Consider the following 25,542-nt stretch of genomic DNA (forward strand, 5'->3'; position numbering starts at 1 on the left):
CGCGGCGCACCGAGCCGGGCGCCCTGGCTCACCCGTCGATCGCTTGGACCACTGCGGCGTGGATGCGGTCGTGCACGTCGACGTTGCGGGCGCGGTCGGTGGGCACGACGACCAGCCGCACACCGCTGGCGGCTCGAGCCTCGGCGAGCGTGGCCAGCACCGGGATGCCGTGGGCCGCGGCCAGCCCGGCAACGTCGACGTCTTGTGGGGTGCCGAACAGCTGCTCGAAGCGGGCCGAGTCGAGCGCGGCAGCTTGCGGGAGGAACGAAAAGATGCCGCCGCCGTGGTTGTCGACCACGACGACGGTGAGGTCGACCGGCCGGTGGCGCAGACCGAGCAGGGCGTTGCTGTCGTGCAGGAAGGCCAAGTCGCCCAAGAGCGCGGTGGTCGGGGCGCCGGACGCCAGCGCCACGCCCACAGCGGTCGACACCACGCCGTCGATCCCGTTGGCCCCTCGGTTGGCGTGCACGCGCCAACCGACGCGCGGCGCCGCGAACCACTCGACATCGCGCACCGGCATCGACGAGGACACCACCATGTGGCCGCCGTCTGGCAAGCCGGCAGCGACGGCGCGGGCCGTCCCGGGCTCGGTCGTGGGTTGCGCCGGATCGCCGTCGCCCTCGGCCTGCAGCGTGGCGGCGATCGAGCGCGCCGCGGCGGATTCGGCCTCCTGCCAGCCGTCGAGCCAGTCGCCGGGGGTCACCGCCTGCCGGGCCTGCCCGGTCACCTGCTCGACGAGGCGCCGGCAGGTGTCGACCGGATCGGCCACTACGTAGTGCGCGGCCGCGCGCGCCGCGTCGATCCACGCACCGGTCGGATCGAGCACGACCTCGCGTGGCGTGGCACCCGCCAGCCACTCGCCGAGCACTTTGGACGCGGGCAACCGGCCGACCCGGAGCACGACGTCGGGGGTGTGGCTCGATGCGAAGCCCTTGGCGCGCAAGATCGCATCGAAGTGCGCCACGGTCGTGGGGTGCGGGGCGCGCGCCCCGGACCGCGGGTCGGCCAACACCGGCCAGCCGAGCGCGGCAGCCAGTTCGTGCACAGCCGCGGCCCCGCCCGCACCGAAGTGGGACCCGGCGATGATCACACCTCTAGTGGCGTGCGGTCCGCAACGCGCGCCCGCAGATCGGTCGTCGCCGGCGAACAGCGCGTGCGCGGCGGCGGCCAAGGCCGACTCGCCGAGGGTGGTAGCCACGATCGGCCGGCCGTGCCAGGGCGCGCTGCCGTCGCGCCCCGGCGGCAGCGGCGCTGGTTCGCCGACCAACGGCTCGCGGAAGCCGAGGTTGAGGTGGACCGGGCCGGGTGGGCGGCGTCCGCCCACGGCCTCGAGCACGGCCCGCGCCGCGAGGGAGCGCCACGACGAAGCGCTCGGGGCCGTGACAGGTTCGGGAGGACCGGGCGATGCCGCCCAGCGCACCGCGCCGCCGTACAAGCCGACTTGATCGACCGTCTGCGGCGCGCCCACGCCTTGCAGCTCCGGTGGGCGGTCGGCGGTCACGCAGATCATCGCGACACCGTCGTGGTGCGCCTCGACGACCGCCGGGTGCAACTCGACCGCGGCCGTGCCACTGGTGGTCACGACGATGGCGGGCCGGTCCGTCGCGCGGCCGACACCGAGCGCGGTGAACGCCGCCGAACGCTCGTCGAGCACCACGTGGGTCCGCAAGCGGCCATCGGCCGCAAGCGCCACCGCCATCGGCGTCGAGCGAGATCCGGGGGCCACCACGGCGTGCTCGACACCGGCCCGGACCCACTCGTCGACCAACGTGGCGCAGAAGGTGGCCGCATCCCGGCCCGGGTCCGATTCCACCATCGGCCACCATGGTGGCAGCCGTCGTGGCAGAGTGCCCAACGTGGCTCACGTGGGCGATCGCCTCATCTTGTTGCACGGCTTCACCCAGACCGGCCGCTCGTGGCAGCCCGTGGTCGACCGCCTCGAGCTCGGACCTGGCTACGACGTCATCGCGCCCGACCTGCCCGGGCACGGCATGAACGGCGACAAGCACCTGTCGTTGGGCGGTGCCGCCCGCATCCTCGCCGCCACGTACGGCCTGTCGTCGTGGGTCGGCTACTCGCTCGGCGGGCGCCACGCGCTCCACGTGGCCATGTTGCGGCCCGATGCCGTCCGCTCGCTCGTGCTGATCGGCGCCACCGCCGGGATCCGCGATCCGCAAGAGCGCGCCACCCGGCGCACCGACGACCACAAGCTCGCCAGCTGGATCGAGCAACAAGGCGTCGAGCCGTTCCTCGACTGGTGGCTCCAACGGCCGCTGTTCGCCCACCTCACGCCGGAACAAGCCGACCGCGACGATCGCATGCGCAACGCCGAGTCCGGTCTGGCAGCGAGCTTGCGTCTTGCCGGGACCGGCGCCCAGGAATCGCTGTGGGACCAGCTTCCGCTGCTCAGCGAGCGCCGGATCCCGGTGCTGGTGCTCGCGGGCGAGCACGACCCCAAGTTCCGGGCGATCGGCGAGCGCATGGCCGAAGCCATTGGTCGCTTCGCCCGCTTCGAGGTCGTGCCCGGCGCGGGCCATTCCGTGCCGCGTGAACAACCCGAGTGGGTGGCAGGGCGATTGTCGCACTGGTTGCGGAACTTGCCGCCGGTACCCGACCACACGGCGTCCGGCCCCACCGCCGCAGGCCGAGACGGGCGTGGAGGTGACGGCGGAGATCGAGGCGACGACGGCGGGCGACGGCCGTCCCTGCCGGTGTGGCCACCGGCCGAGTAACCGGAACTGGCTGGGGACCTGGTCGCCCCAACCACCACATCACGCCCCGGTTGGCGGTCGGCTCCTGGCCGTCGGCTCCTGGCGGTCGGGCGGTCAGCCCGACAGGGCCAGACCGAGCGCGAACAGCAGGCCGCACACCAGTTGCACGCGGCCGGTGTCGCCGAGAACGGCGATCAAGTCCGGCCCGCGAGCCCCGCCGCGGACCCGGCCGATGGGGCGCACCGCAAGCGGCAGTGCGGCGAGCCCCAGCAACCCCCATCGACGGTGGCCGGCGAGTGCCACCACCGCAACGGCGACGATGGCTGCCTCGAGCAGGCCGATGAACAACCAGCGGGTGGCGCGGTCGCCGATGCGGACGGCGACCGTCCGCTTGCCCGACTCGGTGTCACCTGGGATGTCCCGCAAGTTGTTGGTGACCAACAGCGCCGTCGCCAACATCCCAACCGGCACCGACGCCGCCACCGCCAACAACGTGACGTGCTCGGTCTGCACGTACGCCGAGCCAGCGGTCGCCACCACGCCGAAGAACACGAACACGAACAGCTCGCCGAAGCCCGCGTACCCGTACGGCCGCGGTCCGCCGGTGTAGAACCAGCCCGCGGCGATGCTGGCCGCGCCGACGATCAGCAGCACCCAGCCCACCGCGAGCGTGAGCGCCAAGCCGGCGATGCCCGCCACGCCGAACGCCGCGAACGCCGCGATCTTCACGCGTCGAGGCTCGGCAAGGCCTTGGCCAACCAAGCGCACCGGCCCCACGCGGCGCTCGTCGTGGTCGGTACCGCGCACGCCGTCGCTGTAGTCGTTGGCGTAGTTGGTGCCGACTTGGAGCGCGAGCGACACCACCATCGCCGCCACGAACCGCCACCAGATGATGCCGCCGCTGGTCACCCCGACGGCTGCTGAGGTGCCCACGGCAACGGGCACCACCGCGGCGGGCAGGGTGCGGGGGCGGGCGCCGGCCAGCCACACCTCGAGGCGCGAGGTGAGAGCGGCGGGAGGCGCGACAGGCTGCACGGCGCGCCAGTGTTGCCCCTAACGTGCCTTCGTGCCAATGGCCCGAACACCCCGTCTCGTCGCGCTTGATCTGGTGCCGGGGCCGGACTGGGTCCTGGCGCTGTGTCGCGTGTGGGACGCGGGCGACGTGGCGCTGCCCGTCGACCCGCGCCTGCCCGTGCCCTCCCGCCAGCACCTCTTCCAGTCGCTCGATCCCGACGAGATCATTCGGGCCGACGGGGTGCGCGACCCGATCCGCTCCTATCCCACCCCGCACCCGCCGCTGCGACCTGGCGACGCGCTGGTGGTGCCCACCAGCGGTACGACCGGCCCGGCCAAAGGCGTGATCCACACCCACAGCGGTCTGGCGGCCCACGCTCGCTCCGTGCACCGCCGCCTCGGCGTCGACCCACGGGCCGACCAGTGGCTCGCCTGCCTCCCGCTCACTCATGTGGGCGGGCTCGGCGTGGTGACTCGGGCGCTGATCGAGGGTGTGCCGCTCGAAGTGCATCCGGGCTTCGACGCCGAACGGGTCCTGCAAGCCGCCGAGCGAGGCGCCACGCTGACGTCGCTGGTGGCCACGGCGCTCGATCGGATCGGACCCGACGCGTTTCGTCGGGTCGTGCTCGGCGGCTCGGCAGATCCCACACCTCGACCGGCGAACGTCGTGCACACGTACGGCCTGACCGAGACCGGCGGCGGCGTGGTCTACGAGGGCGAAGCGCTCGACGGGGTGGAGATCGCGATCGGCGACGACGGCCAGATACGGGTGCGCGGCCCGCAGCTGTTGCGTGCCTACCGCGACGGGTCGAACCCGCTCGAGGACGCCGGATGGTTCACCACCGGCGATCTCGGTCGCATCGACGACAAGGGTCGCCTCCACGTCGACGGCCGCCGCGACGACCTGATCGTGACCGGTGGCGAGAACGTGTGGCCTGCATCGGTGGAGGAAGTGCTCCGCAGCCATCCGGGCGTCGCCGATGCGGCCGTGGCCGGGCTCCCCGATGACGAGTGGGGCCAGCGCGTGACGGCGTTCGTGGTGCCCGTCACCCGCGACCGACCGCCGACGCTCGCAGGGCTCCGGGAGCACGTGAAGCGACAGCTCCCCGCGTACGCGGCACCCCGCCATCTGGTGCTCGTCGGCCGCCTGCCCCGCACAGCGCTCGGCAAGATCCGTCGAGATCTGCTCCGCGCACCGACGCGCACGACAGGCGAACCCGGGCCGCGGCCGCAGCCCTGAGCGGCCGCCCGGCCGGTCCCACCGCACCGACCGGCACCCCGGGCGTGGCACGCTGATGAGGTGCCCCTTCGACGCCTCGTGCTCGCTTCCGCCTCCTCGGCCCGCCTGCGCCTGCTGCGGACTGCGGGCTTCGACCCCGAGGTCGTCGTGTCGCGCGCGGCAGAAGACGACGTCGGCCACTTGTCGCCCCACGACCAGGCGTTGGCCCTCGCAGTCCGCAAGGCCCGTGCCGTGGCCGACCGCATCGCGGACGACCGCACCACCCCACCAGCACTCGTGGTCGGCTGCGACTCCGTGCTCGACGTCGACGGGACCGCGTACGGCAAGCCCGCCAGCAAGGCGGAGGCGTTGCAGCGCTGGTTCTCATTGCGCGGCCGCGAGGCGGTGCTGCGGACGGGCCACTGCGTGATCGACCTCGCGCCTTCCGTCGAGCCCGAACGCGAGGGCCGTGACCTGCAGCTGGTGCCGATCGCCGAGGTCGCCGCCACGGTCGTGCGGTTCGGGTCGCCGACCGACGAGGAGATCGCCCGCTACGTCGGGACCGGCGAGCCGCTCGGGGTGGCGGGCGGGTTCACGCTCGACGGGTGGTCGGCCCCGTTCATCGATGGCGTCGACGGCGACCCGGGCAACGTCATCGGCCTCTCGCTGCCGCTGTTGCGCGTGCTGGTCGAGCGGCTCGGCCTGTCGGTCACCGACTTGTGGCCGTGAGCACCACCACGGCGCCCGCGCTCCAGATCGGCCACATCGATCTCGACGTGCCGGTGGTGCTGGCACCCATGGCCGGCGTCACGAACGCGCCGTTCCGCACCTTGTGCCGGCGCTTCGGCGCCGGCTTGTACGTCAGCGAGATGATCACCGCTCGTGCGGTGGTGGAGCGCAACGACCGAACTTGGAAGCTCGCCGCGTTCGCCCCCGAGGAGACGCCGCGGTCGCTGCAGCTCTACAGCACGAATCCATCCACCACCGCGGAGGCGGTGCGGATCCTGATCGGCGAGTTGGGGATCGACCACCTCGACCTCAACTTCGGGTGCCCAGCCGCCAAGGTCACCCGCAAGGGTGGCGGTGCGGCCCTTCCCTGGCGCCACCGGCTGTTGCGCCGGATCGTCGCCGCTGCCGTCGCCGTCGCTGAGCCGCACGGGGTGCCGGTCACCGTGAAGTTCCGCAAGGGCATCGACGACCACCACCTCACCCACGTTGCCACCGGTCAGATCGCCGAGGAGGAGGGCGCCGCCGCCGTGGCGCTGCACGCTCGCACCGCGGAGCAGCACTACGCGGGAGCTGCCGACTGGGATGCCATCGGTGAGTTGAAGGCCGCCATCGCGTCGATCCCCGTGTTGGGCAACGGCGACATCTGGGAGGCCGCCGACGCCCAGGCGATGATGACCGCGACCGGCTGCGACGGTGTGGTCGTCGGCCGGGGTTGCCTGGGCCGCCCGTGGCTGTTCGGTCAGCTCGCCGCCGTGTTGGCGGGGCGACCCGAGCCGGCCCCACCCGCACTCGGCGGCGTCGCCGACCTCATGGTCGAGCACGCCCAACTCCTCGCGGCGTGGAAGGACGACTTGTGGGGCGTCGGGCGCGACATCCGCGAGTTCCGCAAGCACGCCCACTGGTACGTGAAAGGTTGGCCGGTCGGCAACGACGTCCGCCGCGCGGTCATGCAGGTCTCGACCCTCGACGACCTGGTCGAGATCGTGTCGCGCTTGGACCGTTCGATGCAGTTCCCTGACAGCGCGCGCCGAGTGGCCCGCGGCCATACGAGCGGACCCCGACCGGTCGCGCTGCCCGAGGGTTGGCTCGACGACCCGGACGATCCCGCCGCGCCGCTCGGCGCCGAGGAGATGGTGTCGGGGGGCTGACAAGGTCCCCGGGCCGCGTACGCTGCGCGCATGGGACCCAGCAAGGGACGAATCGTGTTGTTCGGCGCCACGGGCTTCACCGGTCGGCTCACCGCCGCGGATCTGGTGGCCAGCGGCGAGCGGCCGCTGCTCGTCGGACGCGACCAGGGCAAGCTCGATGCGCTCGCCACCAGCCTCGACGGCGCGGCCGAGACCGCCGTCGCAAACGTGGAGGCCCCGCACACGCTGCGTGAGCTGCTGTCCGACGGCGATGTGCTGATCTCGACGGTCGGACCGTTCGCCCGCTGGGGCGACGCCGCGGCAAGGGCCGCGATCGACGCGGGCGTGCACTACCTCGACTCCACCGGCGAACCGGTGTTCATCCGTCGCATCTTCGAGCACTACGGCGCGCAGGCTGCCGCGGCCGGCTGCGGACTGCTCACTGCCTTCGGTTTCGACTACGTGCCGGGCGCCCTGGCCGCGTCGCTCGCGCTGCGCGACGCCGGCGACGGCGCGCGAGGTGTCGACATCGGCTACTTCCTGGTGGGCGACGTGGGTCGCGAAGCAGCGAGCGGCGGCACGCTGGCATCGATGGCGGGGATCGTGGCCGACCCCGGATTCGCTTGGCGTGGCGGCGCGTTGGTCACCACCCGCACTTCCGCGTCGGCGCAGAAGTTCCGGGTCGACGGCAGCGACCGCTACGGCGTGTCGGTACCGGGCAGCGAGCACTTCACGGTGCCGCGCGTCGCGCCCGACGTCCGCGATGTGGGCGTATATCTCGGTGCCTTCGGCAAGCTGAGCCGCCCCATGGCGGCGTTGGCGCCGATCACGGCCGTGCTCACCCGCATCCCTGGCACCGCCAAAGCCATGGAACGCCTGGCCAACCGGGTGCGCCCGCCCGGCGAGGGGCCCAGCGCAGAAGTCCGTGCCCGCCAGCGCAGTTGGGTGGCCGCCGTGGCCCGCGACGCACAGGGCGCCGAGCTGGCCACCGTCGACCTCGCCGGACCCGACCCGTACGACCTCACTGCGGCGTTCCTCGCGTGGGGGGCGATCACCGCACGCGATGGCGCGATCCACGGCACGGGGGCGCTCGGGCCGGTCGAGGCGTTCGGCCTCGACCCACTCGCGGCGGCCGCCGAAGCGGCCGGCTTGCGCCGCACCTGACCGAACCGGTGCGCCGGCCGGCAGCGCACCGGCCCGTCGGCACCGACCGACCGCCGGGCCGCCGGGCCGCCGAGCCGACGGAGTTCCGGTCAGCCCGCCGCCATCAGCCCGCCACCATCAGCCCGCCACCGGTCAGCCCGCCACCGGTCAGCCCGCCACCATCAGCCCGCCGTCGACCGCGAACGTCTGGCCGGTGATCCACGACGCTGCGTCGCTCGCCAAGAACAGCGCCATGTGGGCGATGTCGACCGGCGCGCCGAGGCGCCGCATCGGTATGCGCTTGGCGACCGCTTCTTCGTGCTCCTCCCACAGCGCCCGCGCCATGTCGGTCTTCACGAGACCCGGGGCGATGGCGTTGACCCGCACGTCGGGCGCCAACTCCGAGGCCAGAACCCGGGTCAGGTGGATCAGCCCGGCCTTGCTGGTGTTGTAGATGCCGATCCCGTGCTCGATCCCCATGCCGCCGATCGACGCCATGTTCAAGATCACCCCGCCGCTGGCAGCCATGCTCGCCCGATGCGCGGCTTGCGACCACAGCAGCGGCCCGCGCAAGTTGACGTCGCTGATCTTGTCGAACTGGCTCACTTCCACGTCGACCGCCGGCCCGAAGTATGGGTTGGTGGCGGCGTTGTTCACCAAGATGTCGACGGACCCGAACTCCTCCATCGTGGCGGCCACGGTCTCGACCGCCGCGTCCGGGTCGCCCGCATTGGCCGCGTGGAACGCCAACACGCCGGTGGCCGACGGCCGGGCTTGCTCGACCGCGGCCGCGAGCGCGTCGGGTTTGCGCGACGAGAGCATCACGTTGGCGCCGCACGCCGCGTACAGCTCCGCGATCGCGTAGCCGATCCCCTTTGAGGCCCCAGTGACGAGGGCCGTCTTCCCGTCGAGTCGCAGATCCATGAGCGCCGACCGTACCGCTCGCCACGCGCCGAGCAGTCTCCTAGGACGCCGGCGGGACGGCGTAGTCGTCGCGCAGCTGGCGCTTGAGGAACTTGCCGTTGGCGTTTCGGGGCAGAGGATCGTGGCGCACCCACACCCGCGACGGCACTTTGTGCGCGGCGATCCGGCCGGCGAGGGCCGCGGCCACAGCGGCCGGTTCGAGCGTCACGCCACGTTGCGGTACCAGAACCGCGGCGACCTCCTCGCCCAAGCGCTCGTCGGGCACCGCGAACACGGCGACTTCGGCCACGTCGAGCGCTTCGTGGATCGCCGTCTCGACCTCGCCGCAGGAGATCATCTCGCCGCCGCGGTTGACCATGTCCTTCGCCCGGTCGACGAGGTGCACGAACCCGTCATCGTCGATGAACGCCACGTCGCCGGTGTCGAACCAACCGTCGGCGAGCACGTCCTCAGTGGCCTCGGGCCGGTTGAGGTACCCGGCGAACACGACGGCACCCCGCACTTGGAGCCGACCCACCGAGCCGGTACCGGTGGGCATCTCGGCGCCCGCTTCGTCGACCAGTCGAGCGTCGAGGGTGGGCACGACCGGCCCGCACGATGCTGGCTTGAGCAGGCAAGTGGGACCGAAGTTCGACGTGACCACCCCGGTGGTCTCGGTCAGCCCGTAGCCGGTCGACGGGAGACCGTTGGGCAAGGCGGCGTCGACTTTGGCCACCAGATCAGGGTGGAACGCGGCTCCCCCACCGCCCATGCCCGCCAAGCTCGACGTGTCGCGGCGCTCCCAGTCGGCGTGGGCGAGCACTTCTCGGCTCATCACGGGCACGCCGGACAGCGACGTGACGCGCTCACGTTCGACCAGTTCGAGCGCCCGGCCGGCGTCCCACTTGTACATGAACACGAGCGTGTTGCCGGCCAACGTGCCCGGGTGCAACAGGCAGTGGCAGGCCGTCACGTGGAACAGCGGCGTCGACACCAGGACGACCGGCGGCGGCGCCCCCACGGGCGGTTCGGGCGGGGTCGGCGGTCCTCCCGCGGCGCGCTGCGCGCCGGCATACGCGGCTGCCGCCATGAACTGGCAGTTCAACACGTTGGTGACCGAGCCACAATGGGTGAGGACGGCGCCCTTGGGGGTGCCGGTGGTGCCCGACGTGTAAAAGACGCACAGCTCGTCGTCGGGTTCGATGACGGCCGGGGGAAGCGTGTCGGGCGCGCCCGCCGCGTCGACCACGTCGTCCCAGCGGTCTGCGTCGGCGGGGAGGTCCCGCTCGGACCGCACGCTGATCACGTGCAGTGCCATGGCAGCGCGCACCGCGTCGAGGTGCGGCAGCACGCGCTCGAGCCGCTCGTCGTCGGCGATCAGCACGCGCGGCCGCGAGTCGAGCAGGCCGTACTCGAGCTCCGCCCCGGTCCACCAGGCGTTGCAGCCCACAGTGGTGGCGCCGAGCGCCGTGATCGCCCAATGGCTCACGATCCACTCGGGGTAGTTGCGCATGGCCACCGCCACCCGATCGCCCCCGCCGATGTCGAATCGGTCGCGCAGCACCTGCGCCAGCGCCCGGACTTGACGGTGGATGTCGTCGTACGTGTGGCGCTCGTCTTCGAACACCACGTACGGCCGGTCGCCGAACTCGGCCGAGCGCTCCCACAACTGGCGCAAGTTCGCCGGCGCGTGCCGGTAGACCCGCACTGTCCGACCGTCGATGGTGGCCGTGGTCAACTCGAACGGCCCGCCCGGGCCCGTGAGGTCGGTCCAAGCTCGGTGGAAGTGGTCGATCACCGCCTGATCTTGTCAGCCCGACCCGGCGCTACGGTGGCCCGATGGCTTCTGGCGCACGGCCCTCCGGCGAGCGGCCACCGGCCAATCGGCTCGCCAGCGAGACGAGCCCCTACCTCCGCCAGCACGCGGACAACCCGGTCGACTGGTACCCGTGGGGCGCCGAGGCGTTCGAGCGGGCCGCCGCCGACGACAAGCCGCTGCTCATCTCGATCGGCTACTCGTCGTGCCACTGGTGCCACGTGATGGCCCACGAGTCCTTCGAGGACCCCGCCACGGCCGCGGTCATGAACGAGCTGTTCGTGAACGTCAAAGTCGACCGTGAGGAACGACCCGACGTCGACGCCGTGTACATGGAGGCCACGCAAGCCATGACCGGCTCGGGCGGATGGCCCATGACGGTGTTCGCCACACCCGATGGCCGACCGTTCTTCTGCGGCACGTACTTCCCACCCACCGGGGCGCCCGGTCGCCCCGGGTTCGTCGACCTGTGCCGGGCCGTCGATCAGGCGTGGCACGGCGAGCGCGACGACCTGGTTGCGCAAGCCGATCGCATCACCCAGCACCTGCAGGCGGCCGCCGTCCGCTCCGACCGGGCGATACCCGGCGCCGAGGCGATCACGGCGGCGATCGCCAAGCTGTGCGACCAGCACGACGACCGTCGCGGTGGATTCGGTCGGGCGCCGAAGTTTCCCCAGGCCTCGAACCTCGACCTACTGCTGGCAGCGGGCGCACACGGCGACGCACGGGCGCTGGCGGCCGCGCGCATCACGCTCGACGCGATGGCCGCGGGCGGGATCTACGACCACATCGGCGGCGGGTTCGCCCGCTACTCGGTCGACGACGTCTGGCTCGCCCCGCACTTCGAGAAGATGCTGTACGACCAAGCACAGCTCGTGCGCGTGTACCTGCACGCGTGGCAGCTCACCAGCGACGCGACCTACCTCCAGGTGGTCGAGGAAACCGTGGGCTACGTGCTGCGCGACCTGCGCCACCCGAGCGGTGGGTTCTTCTCGGCCGAGGATGCCGACAGCGAGGGCGTGGAGGGGAAGTTCTACCTGTGGGCGCCCGCCGAGGTGCGCAGGGCGCTCGAAGGCGCCGGGGAGCCCCACTTGGCCGGGCCAGCGCTCGAGTGGTGGGGCATCACCGAGGCCGGCAACTTCGAGGGCTCCAACATCGCCAACCGGATCGCGCACCGCGGTGAGCTCACGAGGCCCGACGATGTCGAGGCGGCCCGCCGGATCCTGTTCGAGGCCCGCACTGAACGGGTGCGTCCCGGCCTCGACGACAAGGTGCTCACCGAGTGGAACGCGCTGATGTTCGGCGCGCTCGCCGAGGCCGGCGCAGCCACCGGAAACGCCGCTTGGGTCGACGCCGCGGCGGCCAACGCCGAGTTCCTCTGCGCCGAGCTGCGCGACCCGGTCGGCCGTTGGCTGCGCAGCTGGCAGGCCGACGCAGGCGAAGCCAAGCAACCCGCGTTCGCTGCCGACCACGGCGCGCTCGTCGAGGCGTTCGTGCACCTCTACGAAGCCACGGGCCAGGTGCGATGGCTCGATGAGGCCCGCCACTGCGCCGACACCTTGCTCGACCGGTTCTGGGATCTCGACGCCGGCGGCGTTTTCACCACTGCCGACGACGCCGAGAAGCTGGTGGCCCGCCCCAAGGACCTGATGGACAACGCCAGCCCGTCGGCCAACAGCCTCGTCGCCGTGGGGTTCGTGCGCCTCACCACCATCACGGGCGACCAGCGATACCGCGAAGCTGCCGACGCGATCTTCGAGCTGCTCGGCACGGTGGCCGTCGACGTGCCCGGCGCGTTCGGGCACTTGCTGCACGGCCTCGACCTCGCCGTGCACGAACCGCTCGAGATCGTGGTCAGCGGCGAGCGCGACGACCTGGTTGCCCAAGCGCAGCGCCGCTGGCTCCCCCACGCTGTGCTCGTGTGGGGCGAGCCGTTCGACGGCCCACTGTGGGAAGGCCGCACCGCCGCCGACGGCGAGCCCGAGACCGGCCGCGCGTTCGTGTGCCGTGGCATGGTCTGCGACGCGCCCACTGCCGACGCAGCCGCGCTCGGCGCGCAGCTCGACGCCGTGCAGACTGCCGGCGCCTGAGGCACCGCTGACTCACGCCTGCTTCACTCACGCCTGCTTCACTCACGCCTGCTTCGCTCTCGCCTGCTTCGCTCTCGCGACGGCGTGTGGCCAACGTCGAGCCCCTGGTGGCCCGCCGCAGTGTCACCCGGCGGGTCGAGCCCGCTCGGCCTGCGATCGACGTGGTGTTGCCCGCGACAGGTTCAGCTGCCGGGGTCGGGGCGGTCGGGGTCGGGGCGGTCGGGGTCGACCGGCTGGCTGCCGGGCGGTTCGGCTGGTGGCTCGGGGCCGTCGGGGCTGACCGGCTCACCGACAGGCGGCTCAGTGGAACTGTCTGGTTCGTCGCCTTCCTCGGATCGATCGGGCTCGTCGGGCGGATCGCCCGGTGGGTCGGGTCCGTCGGGTTCGTCTTCGTCGGGCGGGTCGGGGTGGGTGTTGCGCCAGTTGTTGTGGTAGCGGCAGGCGAGGCGGCCGTTGTCTTGGGTGGTGGGCCCGCCGTTGTGGGCTTCGGTGATGTGGTCGATTTCGGGGCGGTCGGGTGGCTGGTCGCAGCTTGGGTGGTAGCAGGTGCGGTCGCGCACTTCGATCGCCCGGCGCAACGCGCCGCGGTAGAAGCGGCGTTGTTCGCCGACGTCGAGCACGCGTGACGGCCCGTCGAACACGATCCGTTCCACATCCGCCCGGCTCAACCACGCCGCGGCGGTGCCGGGTGTGACCAGGGTGCGGTTGAACAGCTCCAAGATCGGGCCTTGCAGTGTTTCGAGACCGACGACGACGGTGAACAGCGGCCTCGGCCGCTTGCCGTTCTCGGGTGTGGTGCGGGCCCGGATGGCCATCTCCACCAGCGCATCCGCGCGGCGCTGGCTGGGTGTGCGGCACAGGTCATCGACGGTGGGTTCGCGGCCGAGTCGTTCGCGGGCCTCGGCCCAGTCCGCCTCGAACAGCTCGCGGTCGATGCCTTCGAGGGTGTCGGCGAGGATCTGTCCGGAGATCGGGTCGAACACGCCGCGGGCGAACCACATGTCGCCAAAGGTTTGTGACAGGTGCAGCTCGCGTGCGTCGCGTGCCGCATCGGCGCCTTGTTCCGCGCCGTCAGGATCGACGGTGGCTTCCCAACGGCGACACAAACGCTGAAACCTCGCGAAGTTGTGGACCGCAGCGGCTTCGACCAGATCGGGATGATCGGCCTCGAACGCTGCTTCGGTGCGCGGCGTGCGGACCCGCAACAGGGCCGCGACATGCGCCCCGTCGATGCGGCCCTTCGCCCACGCCTCGGCGATCACCGGGTGATCCCGGCACGCCCGGGCGTGACGCACCCGCCGGCGCGCATCGGCGACCGGGACACGGGTCTGCCACGCCAACCACGCCGCCCCCGACCGCGCGCCCGACGGCTTCCACGCCTGACGCCCATCCCACGTGCCGATCATCGCGGCTTCGGCCGCGTCGAGACGCGCCCGCAACTCCTGCAACTCCACCAGGCCGTCACCCAACGCGTCGTCATCCACCGAGCCGAAATCCACATCCGCGAGGGCGGAGACAACGGCATGCGCGGCAGCCAACGCCACAGCAACCGGGCCAGGCACAGCCGGTGTGGGGGCTTCGTCCACGCTTCCTCCCTTCCATCCACGACCGCTCCACCCGCCCAGCATCGGGCAGGGAGCAAACACCGAATCGAGGTTTCGAGCCCGGCTCACCCGCCGGACCCGTCTTGGAGGGGACCGTCACAACAACCCTCGGTCCCGAAAGGGGAAGTAGCCGCACCCTATCGAACACACGCGCGGCCAGCAACCCCTGACCAGGAATTCTTCAAGAAACCTCTGCGAGCTCAGATGGCCCTCCGGCGGGCGCGGAAGTTCTGGCCGAACGCTCTGAAGCCAAGGCGATGCGCGATCGCGAGCGAAGCGGTGTTCGTGGCAAGCGCCCGGTATCGCACGACGTCGATGGCGCTCGAGGCGTCGGCGACCATCGCGCCCGCCAGCCGTCCGGCGAACCCGTTCAGCCCTGACAACGTGGACCCCGCCAGCACAGCGGCCGCAGAGGTCGCGTCATGCCGATCGCAGTACAAAGCGATCACACAGGCACACCTCGCAATGCGCACGCTGGCTAATCCAGCAGAGGAAGGGCTCTCCAGCTACAGCCGTATCACGATCTTGCCGATGTTGGCGCCGGTGAACATGGCGTTGAGCGCGTCGGGTGCCGACTTCAGCCCCTCGTGCCAGTCGATCCGGTACCTGATCTTGCCTTCCGCCACCCACGCGGCGAGCTGCTCGGTGGCCGCCGGGAACCGGTCCCACCAGTCCAGGCTGATGAACCCCTGCATCTTGGCCCGCCGTGAGATCAAGTTGAGGTAGTTCGCCGGGCCCGGTGGCTTGTGCACGTCGTTGTAGACCGCGATCGCGCCACACAGGGCGATGCGGGCCCCACGGGCGATCTGGCCGAGCACGATGTCGAGCAGTGGCCCGCCGACGTTGTCGAAGTACACGTCGATCCGTTTGGGGCACAGTTCACGCAGCCGGGCCGGCACGTCGTCGGTCCGGTGGTTGACGGCGCCGTCGATGCCGAGGTCGTCGACCAGCCAGCGACATTTCTCGTCGCTGCCACAGATGCCGATCACCCGGCACCCGAACACATTCTTGGCGATCTGCACGGCCACCGAGCCGGTGGCGCCCGCAGCCGCCGAGACGACCACTGTGTCGGACTCGTTGATCTCGGCCACGTCGGTGAGCCCCAGGTACGCGGTCAGTCCGGTGGAGCCGAGCACGCTCAACATCGCGGGCAGGTCGGCTCCGGCTTGGATGGCCGACGACATGCCGTCGTCGCGCACGATGCCGTACTCCTGCCAGCCGGGTAGCCCGTACGCGATCTGGCCCACCGGGAACTTCTCGCACCGCGAGGCCACCACCGTGCCGATGCCGCTGCAACGCACCGCCTCGCCGATCTCGACCGGTGGGAGGTAGCCCTCGGCACTGTTGAGCCACGTGCGGACGGTGGCGTCGATGCCGAGGTACTCGGCCCGCATCAGCGCCTCGCCCTCAGCCAGATCGGGCAATGGCACCGCGTCGGAGGTGAAGTTCTCCTGCCGAACCAAGCCGACAGGTCGCCCGGCCAGGACCAGCCGGTGGTTCTGGACGCCCGCGAGGCTGGGTTCGAGCTCCGACGCCGCGATCGAATCGGTCATGGCGGCGAAGCTACCGCCCGCTCACCAGCCACCGCGGTGGACCACTTCGCCGAGCGGGCGCCGGGGTCGCGCAGCCGACCGGCCGGGCTCGTCGGGCGCCGGGTGGCCGAGCGCGATCGTGGCGGCTGCCCGCCACCCGGGCGGCACCCCGAGGGCGGCCAGCACGGCGGGCTCGTGGTCGAACGCCCCGAACAGGCAAGCGCCGAGGCCGGCCTCCGCGGCGCCCAACAAGACGTGCTCGGCTGCGGCGCCGGCGTCGACCCACCAGTACGGCACCGGCCATGCACTGGCACCCGCGCCGAGTCCGGTTGCGGCCTTGTCGGGCTCGCCATAGCGGGTGAGATACGCGTCAGGCGAGCAGCACACGATCACCAACACCGGGGCCTGGAACAGCCCCGGCCAGCGGAAGCGGCTCCGACGCGCCGACGGCAGGGTGACGTCCCAATAGCGAGCGGTGTCGGCGCCTTCGAGCACCACGAACGCCAGACCTTGGGTGTTGCCCGCCGAGGGCGCCCGCCGAGCGAGGTCGAGCAGCTGGTCGACTGCGGCGGCCGGGACGGACTCGTCCGTGAAGTTGCGGATCATCCTGCGCCGCCGCACCAGCGCGGCGAACAGGGACTCACCCGCCACCGCGCCGGGCGGGCTCGAAACGTCGCTCAGCGGCCGATCTTCTCGAGCTCTTCGGCCAGTGCCCAGCCGCACACCACCAGCGCGTCGCCGCGGTCGGGGTCGAGGTCGCCGAAGAAGATCTCGACGCCCTCGGGCACGCGGTCGGCCTTGAGCGCCTCATGTGACAGGCACGGCGGCGGCACTTCGGCGCCACGGGCGACGAACGTCTGCTCGTCGTAGCTCGCCGAGTCGATGCCGAAGCGCTTGGCGAGGCGGCGACCCCATGCCCGATCTTCGCCCGTGGGCTTGTAGTCAGGCCGCGGCACGACGTCGTGCAGCGTGCGGAACGCCTCGTAGCCGCCGGTGGTGACGATGCGGGTGCCGACCAGCACGTCCTCGTCGGGGAACGCCATGACAGCGCGGCGCAACAGATCGTGGTTGATGGCGCGCAGCACGCTGTCGCGCTTGGACGTGCGCTTCACGGACGCCAACCCGACGATCACGCTCGGCGTCCCGCCGATGCGCTCGAGCGTGGAGAACGCGAAGCCCTTGAGCCTCCCGGTCTCTCTCACGAGCGTGATCAGCACCCATTCCTCGGCGTGCTTCGTGAGAAGCCCGACCTCGTAGGCCTGCGGCGTCTCGGCGCAGAGGTCGGCCATCTCGGCCATCTCGTCTTCGCCCAACGCGGTGCAGTCCTTGGTGTCCACTTCAATTGCCATGGGCTGCAATGACCCCCGAAAGGACGGCGACTACCCCTACTAGTTCAGTAGGTCCGCCCGGGAACTGCAACTTGAGTGCCGCGACAGCGCGGCGCGTCGGCGGATCAGAGCAGCGATCCGGGGCCGAACAACACCCGGATCTCGCCGATCAGACCGGGCGTGACGCCCACGTTGAACTTGCTCGGCAGCCGCACGACCGGCCCGTCGCCGAGGTGCAAGAACACCTCGGACTCCCCGGGGAACTGGTCCAGGAGACCCCGGAGCTTCGCCAGCAGGCGCTCGGACAACTGCTGCGGCGGGACCTTGAGTCGCAACGGAGGCGCGCCGTCGGTGATGCCATCGAAGATCTCGACGCCCATGGCCACCAGCTTCGGTTGGTCGTCGCGGGTGTCGACACGGCCGGTGACGATCAGCACGGCGTCGTCGTCGAGCAGGTGCCCGACCTCGTGCATGGTCTTGGGGAACACCATGCACTCGATCTGCGACTGCAGGTCTTCGAGCTGGAAGACGGCCATGAGGTCGCCTTTCTTGGTCCACTTGCGCTGCAAGCTGGTGCAGACGCCGCCCACCTTCACCACGCCGCCGCTGTCGCCCAGGCTGCCCAGCTCGTCGATCGTGCGGTCACACCGGCGGCGCAGCGCGTCCTCCGCACCCATGAGCGGGTGATCGCTCACGTACAGGCCGAGCATCTCCTTCTCGTACGCAAGGCGGGCACGTTTGTCGAACTCGACGTCGGGGATCGGAGGTCGCTCGTCAAACGCCGATCCATCGTCGGTGGCCGGCGCGTCGTCGAACAAGCTCATCACGCCCTGGTCGCGCTCGCGGCGGCGGGCGACGGTCACGTCGACGATCTGCTCGAACACTTGCAGGAGGCCTTGGCGCGGGTGACCGAGTGAATCGAACCCGCCCGCCTTGATCAGCGACTCGATCGTGCGCTTGTTCAGCACCGACACGTCGACCCGCTCGCAGAACTCATAGAAGTCGGCGAACGGCCCGTTGGCCTCACGCTCGGCAATCAGCAGCGACACGAGCCCTTCACCCACGTTGCGGACGGCGGACAGGCCGAACGGGACGACCACCTCCCCGTCGGGCAGGCGGGCCGGCACGAAGTCGCTCCGGGAGCGGTTGACGTCGGGCGTGAGCACCCGGATCCCCATGGCCCGGCACTCGGCCAGGTAGACGGCCGCCTTCTCCAAGCTCGTCTTGACGCTCGTGAGCAGCGCAGCCAGGTACTCGTGGGGGTAGTTCGCCTTGAGGTACGCGGTCTGGTACGCCACGTAGCCGTAGCCGTACGCGTGGCTCTTGTTGAACGCGTAGTCGGCGAACGGCTCGATGATGTCGAACCACTTCGTGCCGAGCTCGCGGCCGTAGCCGTTGCGTTCACAGCCCTCTGTGAAGCGCTCACGCTCCTCCGCGATCTTCTCCCGGATCTTCTTCCCGCAGGCCTTCCGGAGGTTGTCGGCGTCAGCCAGGGAGTAGCCCGCGAACTTCTGGGCCACCCGCATCATCGACTCCTGGTACACCATCAGCCCGTACGTGTCGCCGAGGACCTCCTCGGCGTCGGGATGGAGGTACTGGACCGGCTTGCGGTTGTTCTTGCGGTCCGCGTAGTCGTTGTGCATGTTGGCGGCCATCGGACCGGGGCGGTACAAGGCGTTCAGCGCGGCGATGTCCTCGAACTCGGTGGGCGCCAGCGAGCGCAGCAGTGCCCGCATCGGGCCACCTTCGAGCTGGAACACGCCGATCGACTCACCGCGCCGCAGCATCTCGTACGTCGGCTCGTCGTCGAGCGGCACCGCGTCGATGTCGACCTCGACCCCACGGAAGTCGCGGATGATCTCGACCGCGTCGCTGATCACATCGAGGTTGCGGACCCCGAGGAAGTCCATCTTCAGCAGACCGAGATCCTCGACCCCGTGCATCTCGTACTGCGTGACGACCGGTGCCTCCTCCACCGGCTTGCCGGCTTCGGGCTTGCGCTGGATCGGCAGGTAGTCGGTGAGCGGGTCCTTGGTGATCACCACGGCTGCAGCGTGGATGCCGTCTTGGCGACGGAGCCCCTCGAGGCCTTTGGCCACATCGATGACCCGCTTGCAGTCGGGGTCCTCGGCGTACATCTGGCGCAAGTCGCTCGCCATCTTGTAGCCGTCGTCGAACTTGGGATGCGGTTCGAGGCACGCGTACAACGGCGTGTCGCGACCCATCACGAGCGGCGGCATGGCCTTGGCGATCCGGTCGCCAACGGCATACGGGTAGCCGAGGACGCGTGCCGCGTCGCGCACCGCGGCGCGGGCCTTGATCTGGCTGAACGTCACGATCTGCGCCACCCGGTCGCGGCCGTAGCGCTCGGCGGCGTAGCGGATCATCTCGTCGCGGTAGCGGGAGTCGAAGTCCATGTCGATGTCGGGCATGGACACCCGGCTCGGGTTCAAGAAGCGCTCGAACAGCAGGTCGTAGCGGATCGGGTCGATGTCGGTGATCTGCAGGCAGTAGGCCACCGCGCAACCGGCCGCCGACCCTCGGCCGGGTCCCACCCGGATGTTGCTGTCGTGGGCGTGGCGGATCAGGTCCCACACGATCAAGAAGTAGGAGCTGAAGCCCATGTCGCCGATGACCTTCAGCTCGTACGCCAGCCGTTCGACGACGTCGTCGCGGAGCTTGGCGCCCCAACGTGCCTTGGCGCCCTCGAACGTGAGGTGCTCGAGATACGCCGCGGCGTCGGCGAAACCCGGCGGGAGTGGGAAGTCGGGCAGCAGGGCCTTGTCGAACTCGATCTCGACGTTGCACCGCTCGGCGATCCACAAACTGTTGTCGCACGCCTCGGGCAGCTCGGCGAACAGCGCCCGCATCTCCGCGGCCGACTTCAAGTAGTGCTCGTCACCGCTGAACTTGAAGCGGTCGGGATCGCTCATCAGCGAGTTGGTCTGCACGCACAGCAGCGCGTCGTGCGACTCCGCGTCGTGGCGATGCGTGTAGTGACTGTCGTTGGTGGCCAGCAGCGGCGCGCCGATGCGCCGGGCGATGTCGAGCAGCTGCGGGTTGGTCTTGTGCTGCTCAGGGATCCCGTGGTCCTGCAACTCGACGAACAGGTTGTCGCGCCCGAAGATGTCCTGCAGGCGGGCGGCCTTTTCGAGTGCGCCCTGCTGGTCGCCGCGGAGCAGCGACTGGAGCACGTGGCCGCCCAGGCACCCCGTGGTGGCGATCAGGCCCGGCGCGTGCTCGGCGAGGATGTCCCAGTCGACGCGGGGCTTGTAGTAGTAGCCCTCGAGATACGCGCGGCTCGAGAGCTGGATGAGGTTCTTGTAACCGACGGTGTCCTGCGCCAGCAGCGTCAGGTGGTAGTAGAGCTTGTTGCCACCCTCGGCTTCACCGCCGGTGTCGTCGACCCGGCCCCGCCGCGGGGGGCGCTCATGGCGGGAATCGTGGGCCTGGTAGGCCTCCAAGCCGAGGATCGGCTTGATCCCGACCTGGCGGCACGCCGCGTAGAAGTCGAGGATCCCGTACATGTTGCCGTGATCGGTGATGCCGATCGCGGGCTGCCCATCGGCCGCGGCCGCGGCCACCACCTCGCTCACACGGGCGGCGCCGTCGAGCATGGAGAACTCGGTGTGCAGATGCAGGTGGGTGAACGAATCCCCCACGAAGCGGCTCCCCCGGACCTACTGGCGGCGGTTCGAAACGGGCGACCGAATCACATCGATGTGATTCGGGATCTCGACTGTAGCGCCTCGCATCCGACGACGCCCGATCGCTCGTCGGCTCCGACTCACAGGTAGACGCCCGGGCGGTCGTCACCCTCGCCCGGCGGGCCACCCCCCATGCCCGGCGGCATCCCGGGACCCCCCGGGCCCCCCGGGCCACCTGGGCCACCTGGGCCGAGCTGGCGTCGCATGTCGTCGAGCTGCTGGCGGGCCGCCATCTGCTGGGCGAACAGCGTGGCCTGGATGCCGTGGAACAGGCCTTCGAGCCAGCCGACGAGCTGCGCCTTGGCCACCCGCAGCTCGGCATCAGAGGGCTGTTCGTCCTCGGTGAACGGCAGCGCGAGACGGTCGAGCTCCGCCCGCAGGTCGGGCGACAGTGCGGCGCCGAGCTCCTGCACCGACGTGTCGTAGATGTCGCGCAGCCGGGTCCGGGCCGGCGCATCGAGCTCCATGTTCCGCGTCTCTTCGAGCAGCTGTTTGATCATGGAGCCGATCCGCATCACCTTGGCCGGCTCTTCGACCGCTTCGCGATGCACGTCCTCGGCTTCGTCTGCCGGCGGCGGCGCTGGGTCGACGAGCTCCCCCCGGGCGACCGTCGGCGCGGCTTGCGGTGTCTCGTCAGGGGCCATGCGTCGATCTTGTCACGCGACCGGGAGCCGTGGGACCACGCCACCGCTCGCCCGCGCGGGCCGGGCGTCAGCCCTGGGCGACGACGAGTGGAACGAGCAGCTCCGCCGCGGTGACCGAGCCGTGGCGAGCGAGCATCTTCAAGATCCCCGTGTCGCGGGGATCGTCGAACGCGACGGTTCCCTTCGCCACGAGGGCGACGTCGCCGAGGCGCGAAGCTGCCTCGTCGGTGACTTTGGGCCCGAGCCAGCCCTGCCCGACGACCTCGTCGCGGGTGCGAACCCACGCGTGGTCGTGGTGGGCGGCCCGTGCCGCATCAGCCAGCTCGTCGACCCGACCGGGCCGGGCGTGCAGCCAGCGGAACCGGGCTTCACCGGACTGGGCGGCCACGAGCCGCTCGACGCTGTCGTCGAGGTCGACCTTGTCGACACCGGTGTGCACCTGCCCGTGGTCGGCCGTGACCAGCAGCACTGCGCCGCGCGGGAGCGCGGCGATCACGTCGGCCACGAGCCGATCGGTGGCCACCAGCTCCGCGTCGTAGTGCTCCGCCAACCCGTACTCGTGGGCGACCTTGTCGATGCCGTCGTAGTACGCATACACGAACGGCTCCCCCGACCGCAGGAGGGCGCCCACCTCGACCGGCAGCGACGAGGGCACCCGGTAGCCGCGAAACCGCACAGGATCGAGGTGGATGCCGCTGAACCCCGACGAGGAGAACTCTGCGCGGGTGACGACGGGCGGGCACTGGTTGGCGAACGCCGGGTGCGGTTGGAACTCGTGCGGGGGCAGCCGCTTGCGGGCGTCGCCAGCCGAGGTGTGCCAGCGCAACACGTTGAGGACGTCGCCGCCGAGCCCGATCCGGTAGCCGATGACGCCGTGCTCCCCCGGCGCGAGCCCCGTGGTGATGCTGGTGAGGGCTGTGGCGGTGGTCGACGGCGCCACGCTGGTGATCGGTCCTCCCTGCATGGCGACCAGCGTGGGGGCGAGCGACCGGCGCTCGAGGAGCTGCTCCCAACCGAGTCCGTCGAGCACCAACAGCACGACCTGTTCGGCGTCATGCGCCATGGCCGGGAGCCACGGCGGGCAGGTCGGCGCGGGGTCCTGCAGGGCCGGGACGACGTTGGCGATGCAGCCACCCTCGTAGTCCGGAAGCAGGGGTTCGTCGGCCATCGCGGTCAAGCTATCCCCTCCCACCCCCGGTCACGCGGTCCGGCGGCTCCCCGCACCCGGCGCCAGGCCCGGCCGCCCCGGCCACTCGCCCGAGGTGCGATCCGCTCCCGTACGATGGGGCCATGAAGGTCTCGACCAGGGGCGACTATGCCTGTCGCGCGCTGTTGTCGCTGGCGTTGCACGACGGCACGTCGGTGCCGACCTCGGTGCGCGACATCGCCGAGCGCACCGGCCTGCCCCAGCCCTACCTCGAGCAGATCCTGCTGGCGCTCAAAGGCGCGGGTCTGGTGCGGTCGAAGCGGGGTGTCGGGGGCGGCTACATCCTCGCCGCGGAACCGGGTGACATCACGCTGGCCCAGATCGTGTCCGCGGTCGACGGACCCATCGTGGTGGGCGACTTCGGGCTGCCGCACCAGGACGGGGCCTGTGACCACGAAGGTCAATGCGTCCTGCTGGCGGTGTGGGCCGACACCGGTGAGCGGATGCGCCACCTCCTCGAAGGCATCACCCTCGCCGACGTCACGGCCATGGCCCGGGGCACCAGGGAGTGGCCGAAGCTGACCGCCCGCCTGCTCGACTGACCCGCGCGGCTCGGTGCCGGGCCCACCTCACCCGCCTCGATCAGCCCGGCCCGTTTCGCGCGCCGGTCGGCCTCAGCTGGGCACCGGTTGCAGGCGCCCCAGCACAGCCACGAGGTCGCCAGGCAGGGGCGATGCCACGTCCACGGGCTCGCCGGTCACGGGATGGGCGAACACCAGTCGGGCCGCGTGGAGGAACGGCCGCTCCAGCTCGAGCTCGGGTCGAGCCCGCCCGTAACGGTCATCGCCGACCACCGGGTGACCGATGGCGGCCAAGTGCACCCGGATCTGGTGGGTGCGCCCCGTCTCGAGCCGGCAGGTCAGCGCTGCCACGTCGGGCTCGACGTAGCGGACGTCGACCTCATAGCTGGTGCGCGCCTCACGCCCGTCGGCCGTGACCGCCATCTTGGTGGGTTCGCGCGCCGACCGGCCGATCGGCGCGTCGACCACGCCGCGGCCCGATTCGGGATGGCCCCACACCAGCGCCCGGTACGTGCGCTGCACCTCGCGGGCAGCGAGCTGTGCCACCAGCGCCTCGTAGGCCCGCGCCGTGCGCGCCACGACGAGCAATCCCGAGGTGCCCTTGTCGAGGCGGTGGACGATGCCGGGTCGCGCCGGATCGGCACCGACCGAGGCGATCTCCGGAAAGCGCGCCACGAGCGCGTGCGCCAACGTGCCGGAGCGGTTTCCGGCCCCGGGGTGGACCACCAGACCGGCGGGCTTGTCGACCACCGCGACGTCGTGGTCGGCGAAGCGGATCACCAGCTCGATGCCGGGGTCGGGGGTCAGCGCCCGCTCACCGATCGGCTCCGGCACCGCCATGCGGATCTGGTCGCCCTCGGCCACCCGCGTCGACGGCTTCGTCTGCGCCGCCCCTCCGATCTCCACGGCGCCGGCGACCACGAGCTCGGTCGCTGCCGCCCTCGAAAGATCGGCGACCAGGGCCACGAGACGATCGAGGCGTTCCCCGTCGAGCGCGTGCGGGACGACTTCCTCGATGATCACGACGAGCCGGAGGGCCCGGCCGGGCCTTCGGCCCCCGACAGGAGCACCGCCGCAGCGATGAGCAGCACACCGACCACGACGCATGTGTCAGCCAGGTTGAAGACCGGCCACCACTGGAGGTCGACGAAATCGACCACGCCGCCTTGCAGGAACCCACTGTGAGAACGGAACAGGCGATCGCTCAAGTTGCCGAGCGCGCCGCCCATCACGAGGCCGATCGCGGTCTCACCGAGACGCCCGCGAAGTTGCCGGCTGCTCAACGCCAACACGGCCAGGACCGCGATCGCGGCGAGCGCGATGGCCGGGCCGTAACCCTTGCCGGAAAAGAAGCTGAACGCCGCCCCGCTGTTGTGGACCAGCGACAACCGCAACGTCCACACCAAGTGGATGGAGCCGCGCGACAGCCGGTTGACCGCCCACCACTTGGTGAGCTGGTCGAGGCCGATGACGGCGGCTGCGACACCGAGGGAGCGCAGGGCCGCCGGCCGCGGCCCCGTCAACGGCGGGTGGCCAGACCGCCGGTCTTGAACTCGACCCGGACTCGCGCCCACGGGATCGCCTCCAACCGTTCCTTGGGGATCGGCTCGCCGGAGGCCTCACAGATGCCGTACGTGCCGTCGTTGATCTTGCCGAGCGCGAGGTCGATCTCTTCGACCATCTGGCGGGCCTGCGCGGACAGCTGCAAATCGCGCTCGCGCTCCATGCTGATCGTGTCGCCCTCGCCGGACTCCTCGTCGAACTGCACATCGCCTGGCTCGTAGTCGGCGACGAGGGAGTCGGCCTCGGCCCGCAGCGTCTCCGCCTGCTGGAAGTACGTGGCGCGCTCCTCGAGCAACGCCTTTTGCTGTTGCTCGACGAACTTGGCGGGATAGGGCGATTTCTTGGGCTTGGCACGCGCCACGGCGCCGTTCGCCCTGGTTGCGCCGGTGCCGGCCGGCGACGCCGCCTTCGTGGGCTTCGCCGCCTTGGTGGCCTTCGCAACCCCGGCCGCTCTCGCCGCTTTGGCAGGTGACGCCCCTTGGCGCGCGGACGTCTTCGCCGCCGGCTTGGCCGTGGTCTTCGAGGTGGCCGGAGCCGGCTTCTTCGCGACCGTCTTCTTGGCCGCTGCGGACTTGGGCGAGGTGGACTTCTTCGACGAGGTCACAGGCTCTTTTCCGGCAGGAGAGGCAGAGGAAGGCGCCGGATTGTAGGCAGCTCACACGGCGGGTCACAACCTGCACCGTA

The 25,542-nt window shown here is 70.9% G+C and carries 22 protein-coding genes; 7 read left to right on the forward strand and 15 right to left on the reverse strand.

Annotated features, from left to right (window positions below; translation table 11 throughout):
* Positions 1–28: 28 nt before the first annotated feature.
* Complete coding sequence (menD, locus tag VHA73_03410; protein ID HVX17057.1) at positions 29–1,816, reverse strand: 2-succinyl-5-enolpyruvyl-6-hydroxy-3-cyclohexene-1-carboxylic-acid synthase; 1,788 nt, start codon at positions 1,814–1,816, stop codon at positions 29–31.
* 49 nt (positions 1,817–1,865) lie between these two features.
* On the opposite strand from menD, the gene VHA73_03415 reads away from it, so the two are divergent.
* A complete protein-coding gene (locus VHA73_03415) occupies positions 1,866–2,732 on the forward strand; it encodes an alpha/beta fold hydrolase (GenBank protein HVX17058.1) in 867 nt (288 codons plus the stop codon).
* A gap of 93 nt (positions 2,733–2,825) precedes the next feature.
* Here VHA73_03415 and VHA73_03420 read toward each other — a convergent pair whose 3' ends face one another.
* Complete coding sequence (locus VHA73_03420) at positions 2,826–3,746, reverse strand: 1,4-dihydroxy-2-naphthoate polyprenyltransferase (GenBank protein HVX17059.1); 921 nt, start codon at positions 3,744–3,746, stop codon at positions 2,826–2,828.
* A 37-nt stretch (positions 3,747–3,783) separates the two neighbouring features.
* Between VHA73_03420 and VHA73_03425 the strand changes: the two genes are divergently transcribed.
* From VHA73_03425 to VHA73_03440, 4 genes are read left to right on the forward strand one after another with little or no spacing between them, the layout of a single operon-like run.
* Positions 3,784–4,965, forward strand: coding sequence for an AMP-binding protein (locus tag VHA73_03425; protein HVX17060.1), 1,182 nt, complete (start codon positions 3,784–3,786; stop codon positions 4,963–4,965).
* A 60-nt stretch (positions 4,966–5,025) separates the two neighbouring features.
* Positions 5,026–5,673, forward strand: coding sequence for a Maf family protein (locus VHA73_03430; GenBank protein HVX17061.1), 648 nt, complete (start codon positions 5,026–5,028; stop codon positions 5,671–5,673).
* The gene (dusB, locus tag VHA73_03435) at positions 5,670–6,821 is read left to right on the forward strand and encodes a tRNA dihydrouridine synthase DusB (protein HVX17062.1); all 1,152 of its coding nucleotides are present in this window, start codon (positions 5,670–5,672) and stop codon (positions 6,819–6,821) included. Before VHA73_03430 ends, dusB begins: the two co-directional genes overlap by 4 nt.
* Positions 6,822–6,851: 30 nt before the next feature.
* Positions 6,852–7,964, forward strand: a complete 1,113-nt coding sequence (locus VHA73_03440; GenBank protein HVX17063.1) for a saccharopine dehydrogenase NADP-binding domain-containing protein — start codon at positions 6,852–6,854, stop codon at positions 7,962–7,964.
* Positions 7,965–8,111: 147 nt separating this feature from the next.
* On the opposite strand, the gene VHA73_03445 is transcribed toward VHA73_03440, so the two are convergent.
* Positions 8,112–8,867 (reverse strand): SDR family oxidoreductase, encoded by a 756-nt coding sequence (locus VHA73_03445; protein ID HVX17064.1) that lies wholly within the window; start codon positions 8,865–8,867, stop codon positions 8,112–8,114.
* Between the two features lie 40 nt (positions 8,868–8,907).
* Positions 8,908–10,644 carry a class I adenylate-forming enzyme family protein gene (locus VHA73_03450; protein ID HVX17065.1) on the reverse strand — a complete coding sequence of 579 codons (1,737 nt, stop codon included), beginning with the start codon at positions 10,642–10,644 and terminating at the stop codon, positions 8,908–8,910.
* Between the two features lie 41 nt (positions 10,645–10,685).
* Here VHA73_03450 and VHA73_03455 point away from each other — a divergent pair, with 41 nt between their 5' ends.
* Positions 10,686–12,752 carry a thioredoxin domain-containing protein gene (locus VHA73_03455; GenBank protein ID HVX17066.1) on the forward strand — a complete coding sequence of 689 codons (2,067 nt, stop codon included), beginning with the start codon at positions 10,686–10,688 and terminating at the stop codon, positions 12,750–12,752.
* A 182-nt stretch (positions 12,753–12,934) separates the two neighbouring features.
* On the opposite strand, the gene VHA73_03460 is transcribed toward VHA73_03455, so the two are convergent.
* From VHA73_03460 to VHA73_03495, 8 genes are all read right to left on the reverse strand, one after another.
* Positions 12,935–14,236 (reverse strand): DUF222 domain-containing protein, encoded by a 1,302-nt coding sequence (locus VHA73_03460; protein ID HVX17067.1) that lies wholly within the window; start codon positions 14,234–14,236, stop codon positions 12,935–12,937.
* Between the two features lie 320 nt (positions 14,237–14,556).
* Positions 14,557–14,805, reverse strand: a complete 249-nt coding sequence (locus VHA73_03465; protein HVX17068.1) for a hypothetical protein — start codon at positions 14,803–14,805, stop codon at positions 14,557–14,559.
* A 57-nt stretch (positions 14,806–14,862) separates the two neighbouring features.
* A complete protein-coding gene (locus tag VHA73_03470) occupies positions 14,863–15,909 on the reverse strand; it encodes an NADP-dependent oxidoreductase (GenBank protein HVX17069.1) in 1,047 nt (348 codons plus the stop codon).
* A 21-nt stretch (positions 15,910–15,930) separates the two neighbouring features.
* Positions 15,931–16,539 carry a nitroreductase family protein gene (locus VHA73_03475; GenBank protein HVX17070.1) on the reverse strand — a complete coding sequence of 203 codons (609 nt, stop codon included), beginning with the start codon at positions 16,537–16,539 and terminating at the stop codon, positions 15,931–15,933.
* A gap of 26 nt (positions 16,540–16,565) precedes the next feature.
* Complete coding sequence (locus tag VHA73_03480; protein ID HVX17071.1) at positions 16,566–17,237, reverse strand: hypothetical protein; 672 nt, start codon at positions 17,235–17,237, stop codon at positions 16,566–16,568.
* A gap of 104 nt (positions 17,238–17,341) precedes the next feature.
* The gene (gene dnaE, locus VHA73_03485; protein ID HVX17072.1) at positions 17,342–20,878 is read right to left on the reverse strand and encodes a DNA polymerase III subunit alpha; all 3,537 of its coding nucleotides are present in this window, start codon (positions 20,876–20,878) and stop codon (positions 17,342–17,344) included.
* A 125-nt stretch (positions 20,879–21,003) separates the two neighbouring features.
* A complete protein-coding gene (locus VHA73_03490) occupies positions 21,004–21,567 on the reverse strand; it encodes a proteasome activator (protein HVX17073.1) in 564 nt (187 codons plus the stop codon).
* Between the two features lie 67 nt (positions 21,568–21,634).
* Positions 21,635–22,735, reverse strand: coding sequence for an alkaline phosphatase family protein (locus VHA73_03495; GenBank protein ID HVX17074.1), 1,101 nt, complete (start codon positions 22,733–22,735; stop codon positions 21,635–21,637).
* A gap of 122 nt (positions 22,736–22,857) precedes the next feature.
* Between VHA73_03495 and VHA73_03500 the strand changes: the two genes are divergently transcribed.
* Positions 22,858–23,316 carry an Rrf2 family transcriptional regulator gene (locus VHA73_03500; protein ID HVX17075.1) on the forward strand — a complete coding sequence of 153 codons (459 nt, stop codon included), beginning with the start codon at positions 22,858–22,860 and terminating at the stop codon, positions 23,314–23,316.
* 72 nt (positions 23,317–23,388) lie between these two features.
* Here the strand turns inward: VHA73_03500 and VHA73_03505 are convergent, their stop codons facing one another.
* The 3 genes from VHA73_03505 to VHA73_03515 are packed head-to-tail and all read right to left on the reverse strand — an operon-like array spanning position 23,389 to position 25,462.
* Positions 23,389–24,318: an RluA family pseudouridine synthase gene (locus tag VHA73_03505; protein ID HVX17076.1), complete on the reverse strand. Its 930-nt coding sequence runs from the start codon at positions 24,316–24,318 to the stop codon at positions 23,389–23,391.
* The gene (gene lspA / locus VHA73_03510) at positions 24,315–24,818 is read right to left on the reverse strand and encodes a signal peptidase II (GenBank protein HVX17077.1); all 504 of its coding nucleotides are present in this window, start codon (positions 24,816–24,818) and stop codon (positions 24,315–24,317) included. The genes VHA73_03505 and lspA overlap by 4 nt, the downstream gene beginning before the upstream one ends.
* Positions 24,815–25,462 (reverse strand): TraR/DksA C4-type zinc finger protein, encoded by a 648-nt coding sequence (locus tag VHA73_03515; protein HVX17078.1) that lies wholly within the window; start codon positions 25,460–25,462, stop codon positions 24,815–24,817. The genes lspA and VHA73_03515 overlap by 4 nt, the downstream gene beginning before the upstream one ends.
* Positions 25,463–25,542: the final 80 nt, after the last annotated feature.

It is taken from the genome of Acidimicrobiales bacterium (assembly GCA_035547835.1).
Lineage (GTDB): Bacteria > Actinomycetota > Acidimicrobiia > Acidimicrobiales > Iamiaceae > DASZTW01.

Excerpts from the sequence above, each read along its gene's own strand:
- menD (HVX17057.1), bottom strand. The coding sequence starts at position 1,816 with ATGGTGGAATCGGACCCGGGCCGGGATGCGGCCACCTTCTGCGCCACG.
- VHA73_03500 (HVX17075.1), top strand. The coding sequence starts at position 22,858 with ATGAAGGTCTCGACCAGGGGCGACTATGCCTGTCGCGCGCTGTTGTCG.
- VHA73_03470 (HVX17069.1), bottom strand. The coding sequence starts at position 15,909 with ATGACCGATTCGATCGCGGCGTCGGAGCTCGAACCCAGCCTCGCGGGC.
- VHA73_03440 (HVX17063.1), top strand. The coding sequence starts at position 6,852 with ATGGGACCCAGCAAGGGACGAATCGTGTTGTTCGGCGCCACGGGCTTC.
- VHA73_03445 (HVX17064.1), bottom strand. The coding sequence starts at position 8,867 with ATGGATCTGCGACTCGACGGGAAGACGGCCCTCGTCACTGGGGCCTCA.
- VHA73_03480 (HVX17071.1), bottom strand. The coding sequence starts at position 17,237 with ATGGCAATTGAAGTGGACACCAAGGACTGCACCGCGTTGGGCGAAGAC.
- VHA73_03495 (HVX17074.1), bottom strand. The coding sequence starts at position 22,735 with ATGGCCGACGAACCCCTGCTTCCGGACTACGAGGGTGGCTGCATCGCC.
- VHA73_03425 (HVX17060.1), top strand. The coding sequence starts at position 3,784 with ATGGCCCGAACACCCCGTCTCGTCGCGCTTGATCTGGTGCCGGGGCCG.
- VHA73_03455 (HVX17066.1), top strand. The coding sequence starts at position 10,686 with ATGGCTTCTGGCGCACGGCCCTCCGGCGAGCGGCCACCGGCCAATCGG.
- VHA73_03490 (HVX17073.1), bottom strand. The coding sequence starts at position 21,567 with ATGGCCCCTGACGAGACACCGCAAGCCGCGCCGACGGTCGCCCGGGGG.